This is a genomic window from Novosphingobium sp. KCTC 2891 (assembly GCF_025938155.1).
Lineage (GTDB): Bacteria > Pseudomonadota > Alphaproteobacteria > Sphingomonadales > Sphingomonadaceae > Novosphingobium.
Genome location: NZ_JAPCZG010000010.1, coordinates 1 through 15371, shown reverse-complemented (window position 1 = coordinate 15371; position 15371 = coordinate 1). Strand labels below are relative to the sequence as shown.

Annotated in this window: 16 protein-coding genes and 1 tRNA gene; 10 read left to right on the top strand and 7 right to left on the bottom strand. The window is 67.7% G+C overall.

Annotation, left to right across the window (positions count from 1 at the left end):
* Positions 1-22: 22 nt before the first annotated feature.
* Positions 23-805, top strand: a complete 783-nt coding sequence (locus tag OLX02_RS16340) for a tyrosine-protein phosphatase (RefSeq protein WP_264424593.1) — start codon at positions 23-25, stop codon at positions 803-805.
* Between the two features lie 34 nt (positions 806-839).
* Here OLX02_RS16340 and trpC read toward each other — a convergent pair whose 3' ends face one another.
* The 5 genes from trpC to OLX02_RS16315 form a co-directional block, all read right to left on the bottom strand.
* Entirely contained in the window at positions 840-1628 is a 789-nt protein-coding gene (gene trpC / locus OLX02_RS16335; protein ID WP_264424592.1) for an indole-3-glycerol phosphate synthase TrpC, read from the bottom strand.
* A gap of 76 nt (positions 1629-1704) precedes the next feature.
* Positions 1705-2700 carry an anthranilate phosphoribosyltransferase gene (gene trpD, locus OLX02_RS16330; protein ID WP_264424591.1) on the bottom strand — a complete coding sequence of 332 codons (996 nt, stop codon included), beginning with the start codon at positions 2698-2700 and terminating at the stop codon, positions 1705-1707.
* Positions 2697-3293 (bottom strand): anthranilate synthase component II, encoded by a 597-nt coding sequence (locus OLX02_RS16325; RefSeq protein ID WP_264424590.1) that lies wholly within the window; start codon positions 3291-3293, stop codon positions 2697-2699. The genes trpD and OLX02_RS16325 overlap by 4 nt, the downstream gene beginning before the upstream one ends.
* 12 nt (positions 3294-3305) lie before the next feature.
* Positions 3306-4850, bottom strand: coding sequence for an anthranilate synthase component I (gene trpE / locus OLX02_RS16320; protein WP_264424588.1), 1545 nt, complete (start codon positions 4848-4850; stop codon positions 3306-3308).
* Positions 4851-4854: 4 nt separating this feature from the next.
* A complete protein-coding gene (locus tag OLX02_RS16315) occupies positions 4855-6789 on the bottom strand; it encodes a peptidylprolyl isomerase (protein WP_264424586.1) in 1935 nt (644 codons plus the stop codon).
* Between the two features lie 229 nt (positions 6790-7018).
* Between OLX02_RS16315 and tpiA the strand changes: the two genes are divergently transcribed.
* The 5 genes from tpiA (at position 7019) to OLX02_RS16290 (ending at position 12375) form a co-directional block, all read left to right on the top strand.
* Positions 7019-7789 carry a triose-phosphate isomerase gene (gene tpiA, locus OLX02_RS16310; RefSeq protein WP_264424584.1) on the top strand — a complete coding sequence of 257 codons (771 nt, stop codon included), beginning with the start codon at positions 7019-7021 and terminating at the stop codon, positions 7787-7789.
* A 123-nt stretch (positions 7790-7912) separates the two neighbouring features.
* On the top strand, positions 7913-8323 hold the full coding sequence (gene secG, locus OLX02_RS16305) for a preprotein translocase subunit SecG (protein WP_264424582.1): 411 nt from the start codon (positions 7913-7915) through the stop codon (positions 8321-8323).
* A gap of 193 nt (positions 8324-8516) precedes the next feature.
* A complete protein-coding gene (locus tag OLX02_RS16300; protein ID WP_264424581.1) occupies positions 8517-10148 on the top strand; it encodes a CTP synthase in 1632 nt (543 codons plus the stop codon).
* Positions 10149-10207: 59 nt separating this feature from the next.
* The gene (locus OLX02_RS16295) at positions 10208-10906 is read left to right on the top strand and encodes a Crp/Fnr family transcriptional regulator (RefSeq protein ID WP_264424579.1); all 699 of its coding nucleotides are present in this window, start codon (positions 10208-10210) and stop codon (positions 10904-10906) included.
* Between the two features lie 140 nt (positions 10907-11046).
* Positions 11047-12375 carry an alpha-amylase family glycosyl hydrolase gene (locus OLX02_RS16290; RefSeq protein ID WP_264424746.1) on the top strand — a complete coding sequence of 443 codons (1329 nt, stop codon included), beginning with the start codon at positions 11047-11049 and terminating at the stop codon, positions 12373-12375.
* 59 nt (positions 12376-12434) lie between these two features.
* Here the strand turns inward: OLX02_RS16290 and OLX02_RS16285 are convergent, their stop codons facing one another.
* Positions 12435-12899: an Hsp20 family protein gene (locus tag OLX02_RS16285; RefSeq protein ID WP_264424577.1), complete on the bottom strand. Its 465-nt coding sequence runs from the start codon at positions 12897-12899 to the stop codon at positions 12435-12437.
* A 145-nt stretch (positions 12900-13044) separates the two neighbouring features.
* Here OLX02_RS16285 and grxC point away from each other — a divergent pair, with 145 nt between their 5' ends.
* The 4 genes from grxC (at position 13045) to OLX02_RS16265 (ending at position 14851) form a co-directional block, all read left to right on the top strand.
* Complete coding sequence (gene grxC, locus OLX02_RS16280; protein ID WP_264424575.1) at positions 13045-13323, top strand: glutaredoxin 3; 279 nt, start codon at positions 13045-13047, stop codon at positions 13321-13323.
* Positions 13320-14168, top strand: a complete 849-nt coding sequence (locus OLX02_RS16275) for a carbon-nitrogen hydrolase family protein (RefSeq protein ID WP_264424574.1) — start codon at positions 13320-13322, stop codon at positions 14166-14168. Before grxC ends, OLX02_RS16275 begins: the two co-directional genes overlap by 4 nt.
* A complete protein-coding gene (locus tag OLX02_RS16270; protein ID WP_264424572.1) occupies positions 14165-14680 on the top strand; it encodes a DUF1178 family protein in 516 nt (171 codons plus the stop codon). Before OLX02_RS16275 ends, OLX02_RS16270 begins: the two co-directional genes overlap by 4 nt.
* Positions 14681-14774: 94 nt before the next feature.
* A tRNA-Arg gene (locus OLX02_RS16265) sits at positions 14775-14851 on the top strand.
* Positions 14852-15005: 154 nt separating this feature from the next.
* Here OLX02_RS16265 and OLX02_RS16260 read toward each other — a convergent pair.
* Positions 15006-15215 (bottom strand): hypothetical protein, encoded by a 210-nt coding sequence (locus tag OLX02_RS16260; protein WP_264424571.1) that lies wholly within the window; start codon positions 15213-15215, stop codon positions 15006-15008.
* Between the last annotated feature and the right edge of the window lie 156 nt (positions 15216-15371).

Sequence of the window (15371 nt, the reverse complement as noted above, 5' to 3'; positions counted from 1 at the left end):
GAAACCGGCGAAGGACGCAGGGATGCAGGACAGGGTGCTCAACCTCCAGGGAATCCACAATTTCCGCGATTATGGTGGCTATGCGGCGCGGGCCGGGCAGCTTCGCAAGGGCGCGCTGTGGCGCTCGGGCCAGCACGTCGGCGCGACGCAGCAGGATCTGGACGTGGTCCACGGCCTTGGCATCGGCACGGTGATCGACCTGCGCGGCGACAGCGAGCGCGTGGCCTATCCCTGCCTGCGCCATCCCGAATTCGACGGGGAAGTGATGTTCGAGCCGGGCGAAACCGCCAGCGCCAAGGGCGTGGCCGTGCACGAGGAAATGGCCCGCCAAGTGGTGACCGAGCAGGACGCGGTGAACGCGATGGTCACGCTTTACGGCAAGCTGCCGTTCCGCCCCGTGCTCGCGGGCACCTATCGCCTCTATTTCGATGCGCTGGCCGGACGCGACCACCCCACGCTGCTGCACTGCCTTGCCGGCAAGGATCGCACCGGGGTTGCCGCCGCGCTCGTGCACACGCTGCTGGGCGTGCACCATGACGACGTGCTGGCCGACTATGTCCTCACCAACACCGCCGGCAATGCCGAAGCACGGATCGCGGCGGGGGCAACCGCGGTGCGCAGCGGTTTCGGCGCGCGCATGGAGGACAACGCGGTGCGCGTGCTGATGGGCGTGCGGCCCGAGTTCCTCGAAACAGCCTTCGCCGCGATCCGCGACCAGTACGGTTCGGTCGAGAACTATGCCGAGCAGCTGCTCGGGGTGGACGCGGCCAAGATCAGCGCCATGGAAGAAAAGCTGGTCGCGTGACGAGCGGGGCGGGGGCAAGGCCCCCGCGATCCGCCTAGCCTTCGAGCAGCGCCCTGGTGGCGGCGGTGACGTCCTGCTGCCGCATCAGGCTTTCGCCGACGAGGAACGTGCGCGCGCCGCACTTTTCCAGGCGGACGAGGTCGGCATGGCTGTTGATGCCGCTTTCGGCGACCAGCAGCGTGCCTTCCGGGGCGAGCGGGGCGAGGCGCTCCGTCACGGCGAGGTCGGTCACGAAACGCTTCAGGTCGCGGTTGTTCACGCCGATCAGGCGCGAGCGCAGGCGTGCGGCGCGCTCCATTTCGGCTTCGTTGTGGACTTCGACGAGCACGTCCATGCCCGACTCGCGCGCGGCGGCCTCGATCTCGACCATCTGCGCGTCTTCTAGCGCGGCGACGATGATCAGGATGGCATCCGCGCCGATGGCGCGCGCTTCGGCGCATTGCCACGGATCGACCATGAAGTCCTTGCGGATCACCGGCAGATCGCAGGCGGCGCGGGCCTGCACGAGGTAGTCCTCGTGGCCCTGGAAATAGGGTGCGTCGGTGAGGACCGACAGGCACGCGGCGCCGCCGGCCTGGTAGGCGCGGGCGTGGTCGGCGGGGGCAAAATCGGGGCGGATCAGACCCTTGGACGGGCTGGCCTTCTTGATCTCGGCGATCAGGGCATAGCCCGTGGCGGCACGCCGGCGCAGCGCGGCCTCGAACCCGCGCGGCGGGGTCTGTTCGCTGGCGCGCGCGGCGAGATCCGCGAGCGTGGCGGATGTCTTGCGGGCGGCGACTTCGTCGCGCTTGGTGTCGCAGATCTCGGTGAGCTTGTCGGTCATCTTGAGGCTCGCCTTAGCGCCGCGATACGTCCTTCGACAAGCTCAGGACAAGCGGGCGTTGGGGATGGGCGCAGGATCAGCGCAGGGCGGCGATCCAGCAGTTCAGCAGCGCGTTGGCGAGGCCCTTGTCGATGGCTTCGGCGGCTTCCTCGACGCCATCGTGCCAATCGCGGGCCTCTCCCGCCACGATCAGCGCGGCGGCAGCGTTGAACAGCACGGCATCGCGGTAGGGGCCGTGCTCGCCGTGGAGCAGGCGGCGCAGCGCAGCGGCGTTGTGGGCGGCGTCTCCGCCGCGGATCGCCTCGATCGGGTGGACCGGCAGGCCCGCATCCTGCGGCGTCACGCGGCGCATCGAAAGCTGGCCGTCCTTCACTTCGGCCAGTTCGTTGCCGCCGGCGAGGCTCAGTTCGTCCAGCCCTTCGTCGCCAGAGACGACAAGGCTGTGGTCCGAGCCGAGCCGCAGCAGCGCTTCGGCATAGATCGGCACATAGGCCGGGCGGGCGATGCCGACGAGCTGGCGGCGCACGCCCGCCGGGTTGGCCAGCGGTCCCATCAGGTTGAAGATGGTACGGCGGCCGATGGCCTTGCGGATCGGCATGATCCGGCCCATCGCGGGGTGGTGCTTGCCGGCAAAGAGGAAGCCGATGTTGAGGTCCGCGAGCGTTTCCTCGGCGGTTTCGGCGGCGCGATCAAGATTGAGGCCGAGCGCTTCGAGCGTGTCGGCCGCGCCTGCCTTGCTGCTGGCGGCGCGGTTGCCGTGCTTGGCCACGGGCACGTCGCAGGCCGCGACGACGATGGCGACGGCGGTGGAGACGTTGAGCGTATGGTGCCCGTCGCCGCCGGTGCCGCAGACGTCGATGGCGTTGGCGGGCGCCTTGATCGGGATCATCCGCGCACGCATGGCACGGGCGGCGCCGGCGATCTCGCTCGCCGTCTCGCCGCGTTCGGACAGCGCGACGAGGAAGGCGGCGACGTCGTCGTCGGCCACCTGGCCGTCAAGGATCGCGCCGAACGCGGCCTCGGCCTCCGCTTCCTCCAGCGGGACCGGCGTGACTTCGGGCAGCGCGGTCATGCTGCGACGGGGGCAGGCATACGGGCGTCGATGCCGCAGATCCTGAGGAAATTGGCGATCATGGCGTGGCCGTGTTCGGTGGCGATGCTTTCCGGGTGGAACTGCACGCCGTGGATCGGCAGCGAGACGTGGCGGAAGCCCATCACGTGGGTATCGTCGGACCGGGCGTTGACCACGAGGCAATCGGGCACGTCCTCGACCACCAGCGAGTGATAGCGCGTGGCGATGAACGGCGAGGGGATGCCCGCGAACACGCCGGTGCCGTCGTGGGTGACAGGGCTGGTCTTGCCGTGCATCAGCCCGCCGCGCACGACCCTGCCGCCGAAATACTGGCCGATGGACTGGTGGCCGAGGCACACGCCGAGCAGCGGCAGCTTCGCATCCGCCGCCGCGCCGACGAGATCGAGGCTGATGCCCGCCTCGTTCGGGGTGCAGGGACCGGGCGAAAGCAGGAAGCCTTGCGCGCCGGTGGCGATGGCCTGCGCCGCGGTGAGCGCATCATTGCGGACGACTTCGACCTTGGCGCCCATCTCCATCAGGTAATGGACGAGGTTCCAGGTGAAGCTGTCGTAGTTGTCGATGACGAGAATCATGGGGCGGGCGCCTTACTGTCCGAACCGGGGTTCGCTGGCGACGCGGATCGCTTCGCGGGCGGCGGCGAAAAGCGCGCCGGACTTGGCCTCGCATTCGCGCTGTTCGTATTCGGGAATGCTGTCGGCCACGATGCCGGCGCCGGCCTGGACGTGGAGCACGCCGTCCTTGAGGATGCCGGTGCGCAGGATGATGCACGAATCGACCGAGCCATCGGGCGCGAAATAACCGACGCCGCCGGCATAGGCACCGCGCGTTTCCGGCTCCAGCTCGGCGATGATCTCGCACGCGCGGACCTTGGGGGCGCCGCTGACGGTGCCGGCGGGAAAGCCGGCGAACAGCGCATCGACGCTGTCGGCGCGCGACGTATCGAGCTGGCCGATCACGTTCGACACGATGTGCATCACGTGGCTGTAGCGTTCGATGGTGTAGCTTTCGGTGACTTTCACCGTACCCGCCTGCGCGACGCGGCCGACGTCGTTGCGGCCAAGGTCGAGCAGCATCAGGTGCTCCGCGCGTTCCTTGGGATCGGCGAGCAGGCTGGCTTCGTTGGCGCGGTCTTCCTCGGGCGTGGCGCCGCGCGGGCGGGTGCCGGCGATGGGCCGGATGGTCACTTCGCCGTCGCGGATGCGCACGAGGATTTCCGGGCTGGAGCCGATCAGCGCGAAGCCGGGCAGGTCGAGGAAATAGAGGAAGGGCGAAGGATTGATCCGGCGCAGCGAGCGGTAGAGCGATACCGGCGGCAGCGGGAACGGCGCGGTGAAGCGCTGGGCGAGCACGACCTGGAAGATGTCGCCCGCCTCGATGTAGTCCTTGGCGCGGCCGACCATGGCGGCATAGTCGTCCGCAGCCATGACCGGGGTGCGCTCGATCTCGATCGGCGCGGGCAGCGACGGTTCGGCCGGGGCGGCATCGCCCAGCCGGCGCAGCGCTTCGTCGATGCGTTCGGCCGCGGCTTCGAGGCGGTGCGCGGGATCGCCTGTGCCGGCCCAGACCGGAGCGACGGCGACGAGTTCGTCGCTGAGCCGGTCGAACACGAGCAGCACCGTGGGGCGCACGAACAGCATGTCCGGCAGGACCAGATCGCTGTCGGGCGCGCGGGGGAGCTTTTCGACGAGGCCGATGGTCTCGTAGCCGAAGTAGCCGACGAGGCAGGCGAGCACCGGGGGCAGCCCTTCGGGCACGTCGATGCGGCAGGCTTCGACCAGCGCGCGCAGTTCGGCCAGCGCATCGCCGGGGAGCGGGGCAAATGCGGCGCGGTCATGCCGCCAGATGCTGTTGACTTCGCAGGCGTGGCCGGTGGCGCGGAACACCAGGTCCGGGTCCAGCCCGAGCAGGCTGTAGCGGCCGCGCACTTCGCCGCCCTGCACGGATTCGAGCAGGAAGTCGCCGCGCCCGGCCTCGATCAGCTTGAGCGCCGCGCCGACCGGGGTCTCGGTGTCCGCGATCAGCTTGCGCCAGATCAGCGCGGGCTTGCCATCGGCGAGCGCGCGCGTGGCGGCGTCCCAGTTCTCGGGACGGGCCGTGGCTTCGGGGCGGACGTCGAGCGCGGTGGTCATCGGCTTACTGCCCGCCGACCAGCTGGGTGCGGACCGCGCGCAGGCCGGCTTCGTTGCGCTTCACGCCGATGTCGTTGCGGATCGCGGCGCGCAGCGCCTCGGCATATTCGCGGCCGAGCGCGGTGCCCAGCTCGCGGGCGGCGGCGGGAACGATGGGATCGTTCGGCTGGACCACGCCGGGGATGACCTTGGCGAGGCTGACGACGATCCAGCCCGACTTGTCCGGCGCCTGGAGACGCTTGGCGGTGCCCTGCGCCATCGCGAACATGAGGCCCAGCGCTTCGGGAATGCGGGGCTGCATTCCGTTGAGCTGCTCGCGGCTCATCGCGATGGGATTGGGGGCGGGCAGCGCGGCGCCGGTGGCCTTGAGCGCGTCCGCCAGCGACGTGTCCTTCTTCAGCGCGGCGAGGATGCCGTCGGAGGCTGCCTTGGCCTTGGCGGTGCCGGCGTCGATCGCCCAGTCGCGCTGCACGCGCTCGCGGATCTGCGCGAGCGGGGCGGGCGCGGCGGGTTCGATCCGCGCGACGTCGAAGATCACGAACCGCGTGCCCTGCTGCGCTTCGGCAAGCTGGGGCTGGCCTTCGCGTTCCATCGCGAAGGCGGTCTGGACGAGGCCGGCGACTTCGGGGATGGGCTTCACGCCCGGCTTGCCGAAGATGGTGCCGTCAGCCTGGAGCGGCTCGCTGGTCTGGACCGCGAGGCCGAGCGACTTGACCGCATCGGCAAGGCCGGTGCCGCTCTCGAACTGCTGTTCGATCTTGGCCGAGACATCGCCGAGCGCGGTCTTGCGCTTTTCGGCGGTGAGCGCGGCGACGAGTTCGGGGCGGGCCTGGTCGAGCGTCTTGCCGGGCTTCCTGGTGATCGCGTCGACGCGGATCACGTGCCAGCCGATGCCGCTGCGCGCGGGCGCGGCGACCTTGCCCTGCGCGGTGGCGAACACGGCGTCGGCCACGGCCTTCGATGCCTGCGAAGCAAGCGTCGCGGGGGTGAGGCCGGGGAGCTTGCTGGTGGAAAGCCCGCGCGCCCTGGCGGCGGCGTCGATCGGCTTTCCGGCGGCGACTTCGGCGGCGAGCGCCTTGGCCGAGGCTTCGTCGGTGAGGATCACCTGCGTGACGTCGCGCGTTTCGCTGGGCGCATAGACCGCGGCATTGAGCTTGTAGCGCTGCTGGATCTCGGCCTCGGTCGGCGCGGGCACGTCCTTGATCGCGGTTTCGTCGAACACGGCGTAACGGATCGTGCGGCGTTCGGGCACCATGTAGCGCGCACCGTTCGCCTTGTAGAAGGCGCCCAGCTGCTGGTCGCTGGCCGGTTCCTTGGGCGCGAAGGCCAGCGCGGGGATATAGGCGAGCGCGCCTTCGCGGCGCTCCTTGAGCAGCGAGGCGTAACGCACGGCGGCGCTCTGCGGGAAGGTGGCGCCAAAGCTGGCAGGCACCAGCAGCTGGCGCGCCATCAGACCCTGCGCGATGTCGCTGCGGACCATCTTGTCGGTCAGGCTCTTCTGCGCGAGCAGCTGCTTGTAGGCGTTTTCGTTGAACTTGCCGTCCGGCCCCTGGAACGCCGGAATCTTGACGATCTCGCTGTCGACCAGCCGGTCGCTGACCGCCATGCCGTGCGTCTGGCCCCATTCCATCATCGCGGTGCGGTCGACGAGGCCGGTCAGCACTTCGTCGAGAGCACCGGCGGCGACGAAGTCCTTCATCGTCAGCTGCGGGTTCTGCTGGCGCTCGCCTTCGAAGGCGTTGGTCATCGCCTTGCCGAGATCGGCCGTGCCGATGCGTGCGCCGCCGATGGTGGCAACCCGGTCACCCCCGGCCACGCCGCCGAAGCGCGAACCGGTGATGTCGGCCCCGGCGAAGGCGAGGGCGATCAGGCCGAGGAACACCAGCGCGATCAGTGCGCCGATACGGGAATGGATGATGGAGCGGAGGGAGCCGAGCATCTGGACCAATCATCTTGCTGGGAATGTACGAAGGCGCTGCCTTAGGAGGCAAACGCGCTTCCCGCAATGCTCGACGGCGGGCTTCGTCCAGGCAAAAGAGGCCGATGGGGCGGGGATCGCAAGCGTGCCGTGGGGGGAAAAGCGTTCAAGCGTTTTGCAATCGGGCGGCGCTTTTGATAGCCGCGCCCCAGACTTACCGGAATCATCAAAAAGGGGGCAGTCGAAGCCAATGTCGCATCGACCCTATATTGTCGGCAACTGGAAGATGAACGGGACGCGCGCGATGCTCGCCGAAGCGCGTGCGATCGACCGCGCGGCCCTGCGTTATCCCGACGTCGATATCGCCCTGGCGCCGCCGTTCACGCTGATCGGTGCGCTGCGCGAGGCGGTGACGGCGATCGGAGTCGGCGGGCAGGATTGCCATGTCGAGGTGAAGGGCGCGCATACCGGCGACGTTTCGGCCGCGATCCTGGCCGACATCGGCGCGGACTTCGTGATCCTGGGCCACAGCGAGCGCCGCAAGGACCACGGCGAAAGCGATGCACTGGTGCGCGCGAAGGCCGAAGCGGCGCTGGCCGCCGGGCTGGGCGTGATCGTCTGCGTGGGCGAAACGCTGGACGAACGCGATGCGGGCAAGGCCGAGGCGGTGGTCTCGGGCCAGGTCGACGGTTCTCTGCCGACCGGCGAATCGGCCGCGGACGCGGTGGCGGGCGGCAAGCTTGCCGTGGCCTATGAACCCGTCTGGGCGATCGGCACCGGGCGCGTGGCCGCAGTCGAGGACGTGGTCGCGATGCACGCGGCGGTACGCGCGCGGCTGGTCGCTGCCTATGGCGAGGCGGGCCAGAAGGTCCGCATCCTCTATGGCGGCTCGGTCAATGCCGGGAATGCGGCGGACCTGCTGGCAGCCGAAGGCGTCGGCGGGGCGCTGGTTGGCGGCGCAAGCCTGACGGCGGACGCGTTCCTGCCCATCGTGGCGGCGGCCGGATCGGGCGAGGCCTGAGCCGGCTTTTCCGTGCCGGGGCCGTCGGTTTTCACGGCGGCCCGGGCAGGGATGCGGGTTTGCCGGGTTGCGCTTGCGGCCATGCGGGCCTAGATGCGCCGCAACAGTTTCAGGCGGAACACGATGTCGTTTTTCATTTTTCTTACCGTCGTCCAGGCGCTGGTCGCGGCCGCGCTGGTTGGCGTGATCCTGATCCAGAAGTCCGAAGGCGGCGGTCTTGGCGTTGGCGGCAGCCCTTCGGGCTTCATGTCGGCGCGCGGCGCGGCGGACTTCCTGACCCGCGCGACCACCGTGCTGGCGACGGCCTTCGTCGCGCTGAGCATCGCGCTGGCCGCGCTTGCGGTGGGCACCACCTCGGGCCGCAAGATCGATACCTCGCTTGATCGCACCGTGCCCGCCGCACCGGCTGATCCGCTGGCGCCGGCGCAGGGCGGCCCTGCCGTCGGCCCGGCCCAGACCGCCCCGGCCGCAAGCCCGGCGGCTCCGGCTGCTGCGCCCGCTTCCGATCCGCTTTCGGGCGCCGCGAAGCAGTAACCATCGCACGGCAGAAGCGCCTCCGCATGGGGGTGCCTTCCGCCGCCAAGACCTGACCATCGGCCAATCGGGCTTCCCGCGACCCCTGCGGGAGGCACGGTGGCTGTTTTCGTGTTTCGCCTGTGGATTGCCGCGAAGTTTCGGCGGCAACCGCTTGCGTGTGTGCAACCTCTGACGCTAAGGCTCGAATCCCATGGCGCGGTACATTTTCATCACCGGCGGCGTGGTTTCCTCGCTCGGCAAGGGACTCATGGCGGCGAGCCTCGCGGCTCTGTTGCAAGCACGCGGATATCGCGTGCGAATCCGCAAGTTCGACCCCTATCTGAATGTCGATCCCGGCACGATGAGCCCGTATCAGCACGGCGAGGTCTATGTGACCGACGACGGGGCGGAGACGGATCTCGACCTGGGGCACTACGAACGCTTCACCGGCGTTTCGGCGCGGCAGGCGGACAACATCACTTCGGGCCGGATATACCGGGACATCATCGCCAAGGAGCGCCGCGGCGATTACCTGGGCGCGACGGTGCAGGTGATCCCGCACGTGACCGACGCGATCAAGGATTTCGCGCAGGACGAGACCGACGACCTCGACTTCGTGCTGTGCGAGATCGGCGGCACCGTGGGCGACATCGAGGGCCTGCCTTTCATCGAGGCGCTGCGCCAGCTGCACAACGAGCTGGACCGCGAGGAGACCTGCTTCGTTCACGTGACGCTGGTGCCCTACATCGCGGCGGCGGGCGAACTGAAGACCAAGCCGACGCAGCATTCGGTGCGCGAACTGACCGGGCTGGGCATCCAGCCCGACATCCTGCTGTGCCGCTGCGAAAAGCCGCTGCCCGACGGTGAGCGCGCCAAGATCGCGCAGTTCTGCAACGTGCGCAAATCGGCCGTCATTCCCGCGCTGGACGCCGCGAGCATCTATTCGGTGCCGCTGCAGTATCACGCCGAGGGGCTGGACAGCGAAGTGCTGCGCCACTTCGGCCTGACCGCACCGATGCCCGACCTTTCGCGCTGGGAAGACATCGTCGACCGGTACCAGAACCCCGAAGGCGAAGTGACCATCGGCGTGGTCGGCAAGTATGTCGGCCTGCAGGATGCCTACAAGTCGCTGAACGAGGCGCTGGCCCATGGCGGCATGGCCAACCGGGTCAAGGTCAACGTCAAGTGGCTCGATGCCGAACTGTTCGAGAAGGAGGACGCGGAGATCGCGGCCCAGCTCGAACCGATGCACGGCATTCTGGTGCCCGGCGGCTTCGGCGAGCGCGGTTCGGAAGGCAAGATCGCCAGTGTGCGCTTCGCCCGCGAACGCGGCGTGCCGTTCTTCGGCATCTGCCTGGGGATGCAGATGGCCTGCATCGAGGGCGCGCGGAATACCGCGGGCATCGCCAAGGCCAGCTCGACCGAGTTCGGCCCGACCGAGGAGCCGGTGGTGGGCATCATCACCGAGTGGATGACACCCGAAGGTCTTGAACAGCGCCAGTCCGGCGGCGACCTGGGTGGCACGATGCGGCTGGGCGCCTACGAGGCGAAGCTGGACGGCAACAGCCACGTCGCGCAGCTTTATGGCGCAACCACGATCAGCGAGCGCCATCGCCACCGCTACGAAGTCAACGGCGCCTATCGCGCGCCGCTGGAAAAGGGCGGGCTGGTGTTCTCGGGAATGTCGCCCGACGGGCTGCTGCCCGAAATCGTCGAGCGGCCGGACCATCCGTGGTTCATCGGCGTGCAGTTCCATCCCGAACTGAAGAGCCGCCCGTTCGATCCGCACCCGCTGTTCAAGGGCTTCATCGCCGCTGCGGTGAAGCAGGCGCGGCTGGTTTAAAAGACTCGCCAAGCCGCGTTAGGGACGGTTATCTTCCGGCAGACAGGGGGATTTCCGTCATGGACGCGGCGACGCTTGCCGAAACGCTGACTTCGCAAAGCCTGTTCGCGGATTGCGAGCGGGACGAACTGGCCGACATCATCGCGCGGGCGCAAGTGCGCGCCTTCAAGGCCGGGCAGCCGCTGATCGCGCAGGGCGACAAGGGCGACACGCTCTACATCGTGCTCAAGGGCCTGGCCCGCGTGAGCATGGTGGCAGCGAACGGGCGCGAGATCGTGCTCGATTATGCCGAGCCGGGCCACGTGCTGGGCGAGATCGCGTTCCTCGATGGCGGCGAGCGGACCGCGAGTGTCGATGCGATCGATCCGGTCGAGGCGCTGTGCCTGAGCCGCGCGGCCTTTGCCGACATCATCGAGCGCCACAAGGGCCTGTCGCTGCGCCTGCTGAAGGCGATGGCGCGCCGGCTGCGCCAGAACAACGCGGTGATCGAGGCCGACCGCGCCTATACCTCCGGCCCGCGACTGGCGCGGTTCCTGCTGCGCCTGATCATGGGCGGCGAGGGCGCGGATGCGGGCAGCGAGGCGCGGCTGAAGATCGCGTTGAGCCAGGGCGAACTGGGCAACTTCGCGGGAATGTCGCGCGAGCAGATCAACCGCCAGCTTTCCGCCTGGGCCGACAGCGGCATCGTTGCGCTGAAGACCGGGCGCGTGACGATCCTCGACCGCGAGGCGCTGGTGGACATCGCCGAGGCGTGGTGAGCGGCGGCGTCACGGCTGACGCGCACTGTATACGAATGCCGACTTTGCAGCTTTCGCGAACCGGCTAGGGTGCGCGCCAAGCTGACGGCGTTTCCTGCCGATCAGAACAAAAGCTGACGGGGGAGAATGTCGTGCACGCCATGAAATCGCTGGGCACCGCGCTGGCTGCGGCAATGGTTTGCCTTGCGCCCGCTCATGCAACGCCGGTCTTGCCGGTCACCGAGGGCGTCAGCCAGGTGGTGCATCCGGCCTGGTCGAAATCGGCCAACATCTATGAGGTCAACATCCGGCAATATACGCCGGAAGGCACCTTCCGCGCGTTCGAGAAGCACTTGCCGCGGCTGCGCAAGATGGGCGTGGACGTGCTGTGGATCATGCCGATCAATCCGATCAGCAAGAAGGAGCGCAAAGGCTCGCTCGGCAGCTACTATGCGGTGAGCGACTACAAGGCGATCAACCCGGAATACGGCGATCTCGCCGATTTCAGGCACCTTGTGGATGCGGCGCACCGGCAGGGCTTCAAGGTCATCGTCGACTGGGTGGCCAACCACACCGGCTGGGACCACGTGTGGGTCGAGCAGCACCCCGACTGGTACAAGCGCAACGCCAAGGGCGAGCTGGAAGGCTATCACTACACCGACCTGAGCGATCACCACGAGGAGACGTGGGCGGACGTGATCGGGCTGGATTACGGCAAGCCCGAAGTGCGCGAAGGCATGATCGACGCGATGGGCTATTGGCTCAAGGCGGCGGACATCGACGGCTTCCGCTGCGACGTGGCGTGGACGCTGCCGGTGGCCTTCTGGGACGAGGCGCGGACCAAGCTGGACCGGATCAAGCCGGTGTTCATGCTCGCCGAGGCGGATACGCCCGAGATGCAGGTCCATGCCTTCGACATGACCTATGACTGGAAGCTCTACCACTTGCTGATCGACGTGGCGCGCGGCAAGGCGGGGGCGGCCGATCTTGCCAGGCTCTACACCGATCCGCCGCGCCGCTATCCGGCGGGCGCCTATCGCATGACGTTCACCAGCAACCACGACGAGAATTCGTGGAACGGCACCGATCGCGAGCTTTACGGCGACGGGGCGGATGCGATGGCGGTTCTGGCCGCGACGCTGCCGGGGATGCCGCTGGTCTACAGCGGGCAGGAGGACGGGCTGAACAAGCGGCTAAAGTTCTTCGACAAGGACACGATCGCGTGGGGCAGGTTCGGCCGCGCGGCGTTCTATCGCTCGCTGCTGAAGCTGAAGCACCATCATCCCGCGCTGGCGAGCGGCATGGAGCCGGGCAACATGGAACTGGTCGACGCGGGCAATCCGGGCGTCTTCGCGTTCCGCCGGGTGAAGGGCGGGGACCGCGTGACCGTGGCGGTCAACCTGACCGCGAAGCCAGCGGCGGTGACGCTGCCCGGCCGCAAGGCGAAAACGCTGGCAGGATGGGGCTGGACGATCGCTGCCGGCCGATAGGCCAGACGTGAAAGGGGCGGACCTTGCGGTCCGCCCCCGGTCTTTGCGCTATCGTGCGATCACGCGGCGTTGGCGCTCGCGTCGCCTTCGATCACGGTGAGCGGCTTTTGCGCGCCGATCAGCACCTTCTTGGGCTTCATCGCCTCGGGCACTTCGCGCACGAGGTCGATGGTCAGCAACCCGTCGGAAAGGTCGGCCGCTTCCACCCGGACAAAATCGGCCAGCTCGAAGCGGCGCTCGAAGCCGCGATTGGCAATCCCCACGTGGAGGAACTGCTTGTCGTCGGCATCGGTCTTGTTGCCCCGGATCACCAGCAGGTTCTGCTGCGCGGTGATGTCGAGGTCTTCCGGCTTGAAGCCCGCCACCGCGAGCGTGATGCAGTAGCTTTCGTCACCGCGCCGCTCGATGTTGAAGGGGGGGTAGTTGTCGCCGGCATTGGCGCGGGCCTGGCGTTCGAGCAGGTCGAACAGGCGGTCGAAGCCCACGGTGGTCCGGCGATAGGGGGTGAAATCAAAACGGTTCATGGCAATATCCTCGTGATGAGCAATCTGCACTTTCCCGCCCCGGACCCATCTGGCATCCGTGCGGTTCATGTGTCGGCCCCGCATTCGCGGCGACCGGCACACGGCATGATGTGTGCGCGCCCTGACCATTTTCAAGAGGCATGAAATGAGCGATCCCCAAACCACCCCGAAGGTCGAAATCTACACCAAGTGGGGCTGCCCCTATTGCGTGCGGGCGAAGGCGCTGCTCGACGGTAAGGGCGTGGCTTACGAGGAATACGACGTGACCATGGGCGGGCCGAAAAAGGCCGAGATGCTGGACCGCGCGCCCGGCCACACCACGGTGCCCTCGATCTTCATCGACGGGATGCACGTGGGCGGATCGGACAACCTTGCCGCGCTGAACGCGCAGGGCAAGCTCGACATGATGCTCGGGAAGGCATGAGCGGGGCGGCGGAGCGCGATCCGGTGCGGATCGCGCTGCTCCAGATGACCAGCGGCATCGATCCCGCCGCCAATGCCGCCACGATGGTGGACGCGGTGGCGCGGGCGGCGGGCGAGGGCGCGGCGATGCTGTTCACGCCCGAAATGTCCGGCCTGATCGACCGCGACCGCAAGCGCGCGGCGCCGCATATCGTGGCGGAGGATGACAGTCCGGTGCTGGCCGCAGTGCGTGATGCGGCGGTGAAGGCAGGGCTTTGGGTCCATGTCGGTTCGCTGGCGGTGAAAGTCGACGGCCAGCGGTGGGCCAACCGCGCTTTCGTGATCGACCCCGCCGGGGCCATCGCCGCGCGTTATGACAAGATCCACATGTTCGACGTGGATCTGGCCAACGGCGAAAGCTGGCGCGAGTCCGCAGCCTATCGTCCCGGTGAGCAGGTGGTGACGGTGGAGTGCCCGGTGGGGCGGCTGGGTCTGGCGATCTGCTATGACATCCGCTTTCCCGCGCTGTTCGAGGAACTTGAGCGGCAACGCTGTGACGCCATTGCCATTCCCGCCGCGTTCACCGTGCCCACGGGCCGCGCGCACTGGCACCTGATGCAGCGGGCGCGGGCGGTGGAGGCAAGCGCCTATGTGATAGCGGCGGCGCAGGCCGGCACGCACGCGGACGGGCGCGAGACTTACGGGCACAGCCTGGTGGTCGACCCGTGGGGCGATGTCGTGCTCGACATGGGCGAGGCGGCCGGACTGGCCTTTGCCGCGCTCGATCCGGCGCGGATCGCCGAGGTGCGGCGGCAATTGCCCAGTCTTGCCAACAAGCGTGAAATCCCTAGATCGCGCCAGGCATGATTGTCTTCGATCTTGAATGCCGCGCGGGCGGGCACCGCTTCGAGGGCTGGTTCGGTTCCTCGGACGATTTCGCGCGCCAGCAGGAACGCGGGCTGGTGACGTGCCCGGCGTGTGGCTCGCCTGATGTGGGCAAGGCGGTGATGGCGCCGCGGCTTGCCCGGAAGGGCAACCAGATGCCCGCCTTGGCTTCGCCTGCACCTGCACCGGCGGCCGCTGTGGCGGCCCCCGTGCCCGCAGCTGCCGCCAAGGAGCAGCCGGTGGCCCATGCCCTGCCGCCCGAAGCGGTGGCGGCGCTCAAGGCGATGGCCGCGGTTCAGGCAGAGGTGCTGAAGACGTCGACGTGGGTGGGCGGCGACTTTGCCGAGAACGCCCGGGCGATGCACTATGGTGAGAAAGACGTGGTGCCGATCCACGGCCAGACCACGCTCGATGAGGCGCGCGAACTGGTCGAGGAAGGGATCGAGGTCGCTCCCATCCTGTTCCCGATCGTGCCTCCGAGCGAGGCGAACTGACCGGACGCACCATGCCGCCGTTCGCAAAGGCGGCGTTCAAAATAGCGGCAAAGGCCGTTGCCCCGGCAGGGCTTGCCCCCTAAAGCGAAGGGGTGCGCCCGTAGCTCAGCCGGATAGAGCACCAGATTCCTAATCTGGGGGCCGTGGGTTCGAATCCCGCCGGGCGCACCATATTTCTCTTTATTTATCAGTCTTTTGGGGGCTGGCCTTTCGCTGAGGCCCGCCTAAATTGCGTTGCATTGTGTGGCACGCAATTTCGCCGTTTTCCTCGGTTTTCCGCCCGATTCCGGCAGGTCCGTGCAACATGGATGCAACATGGCTCGCCTCATGGCGCTCGGTCATACTGATCGAGGCGCTCCAGTTCCTTCCCCCACTTAGTCGCTTTTAACTCTTCCAAGATTTCCGCGTGATCATCGAGTTTGATAACCCGGTACTTGGGATCTTTCGGAATTCTGTGTGTCACCTGCTTGCCAGGAAACAGGTCCTTTCCGAGCAGATTCTGCATCTCGACGCTGAAGTCCTCCATGACAGCCATTACATCAGCCAGAATCTCGTTGAGCTGCTGGCCTGTTGATTGCCGCTGAGAAGTGACCCGGGAGGGGCACAAATTTCCACTGAGAAGTGACCCATGTTGAACTCGCCCCTTGCTTTGATGAGCGAGGGGTCATGGAGTGTTGGACATGGCGTTATT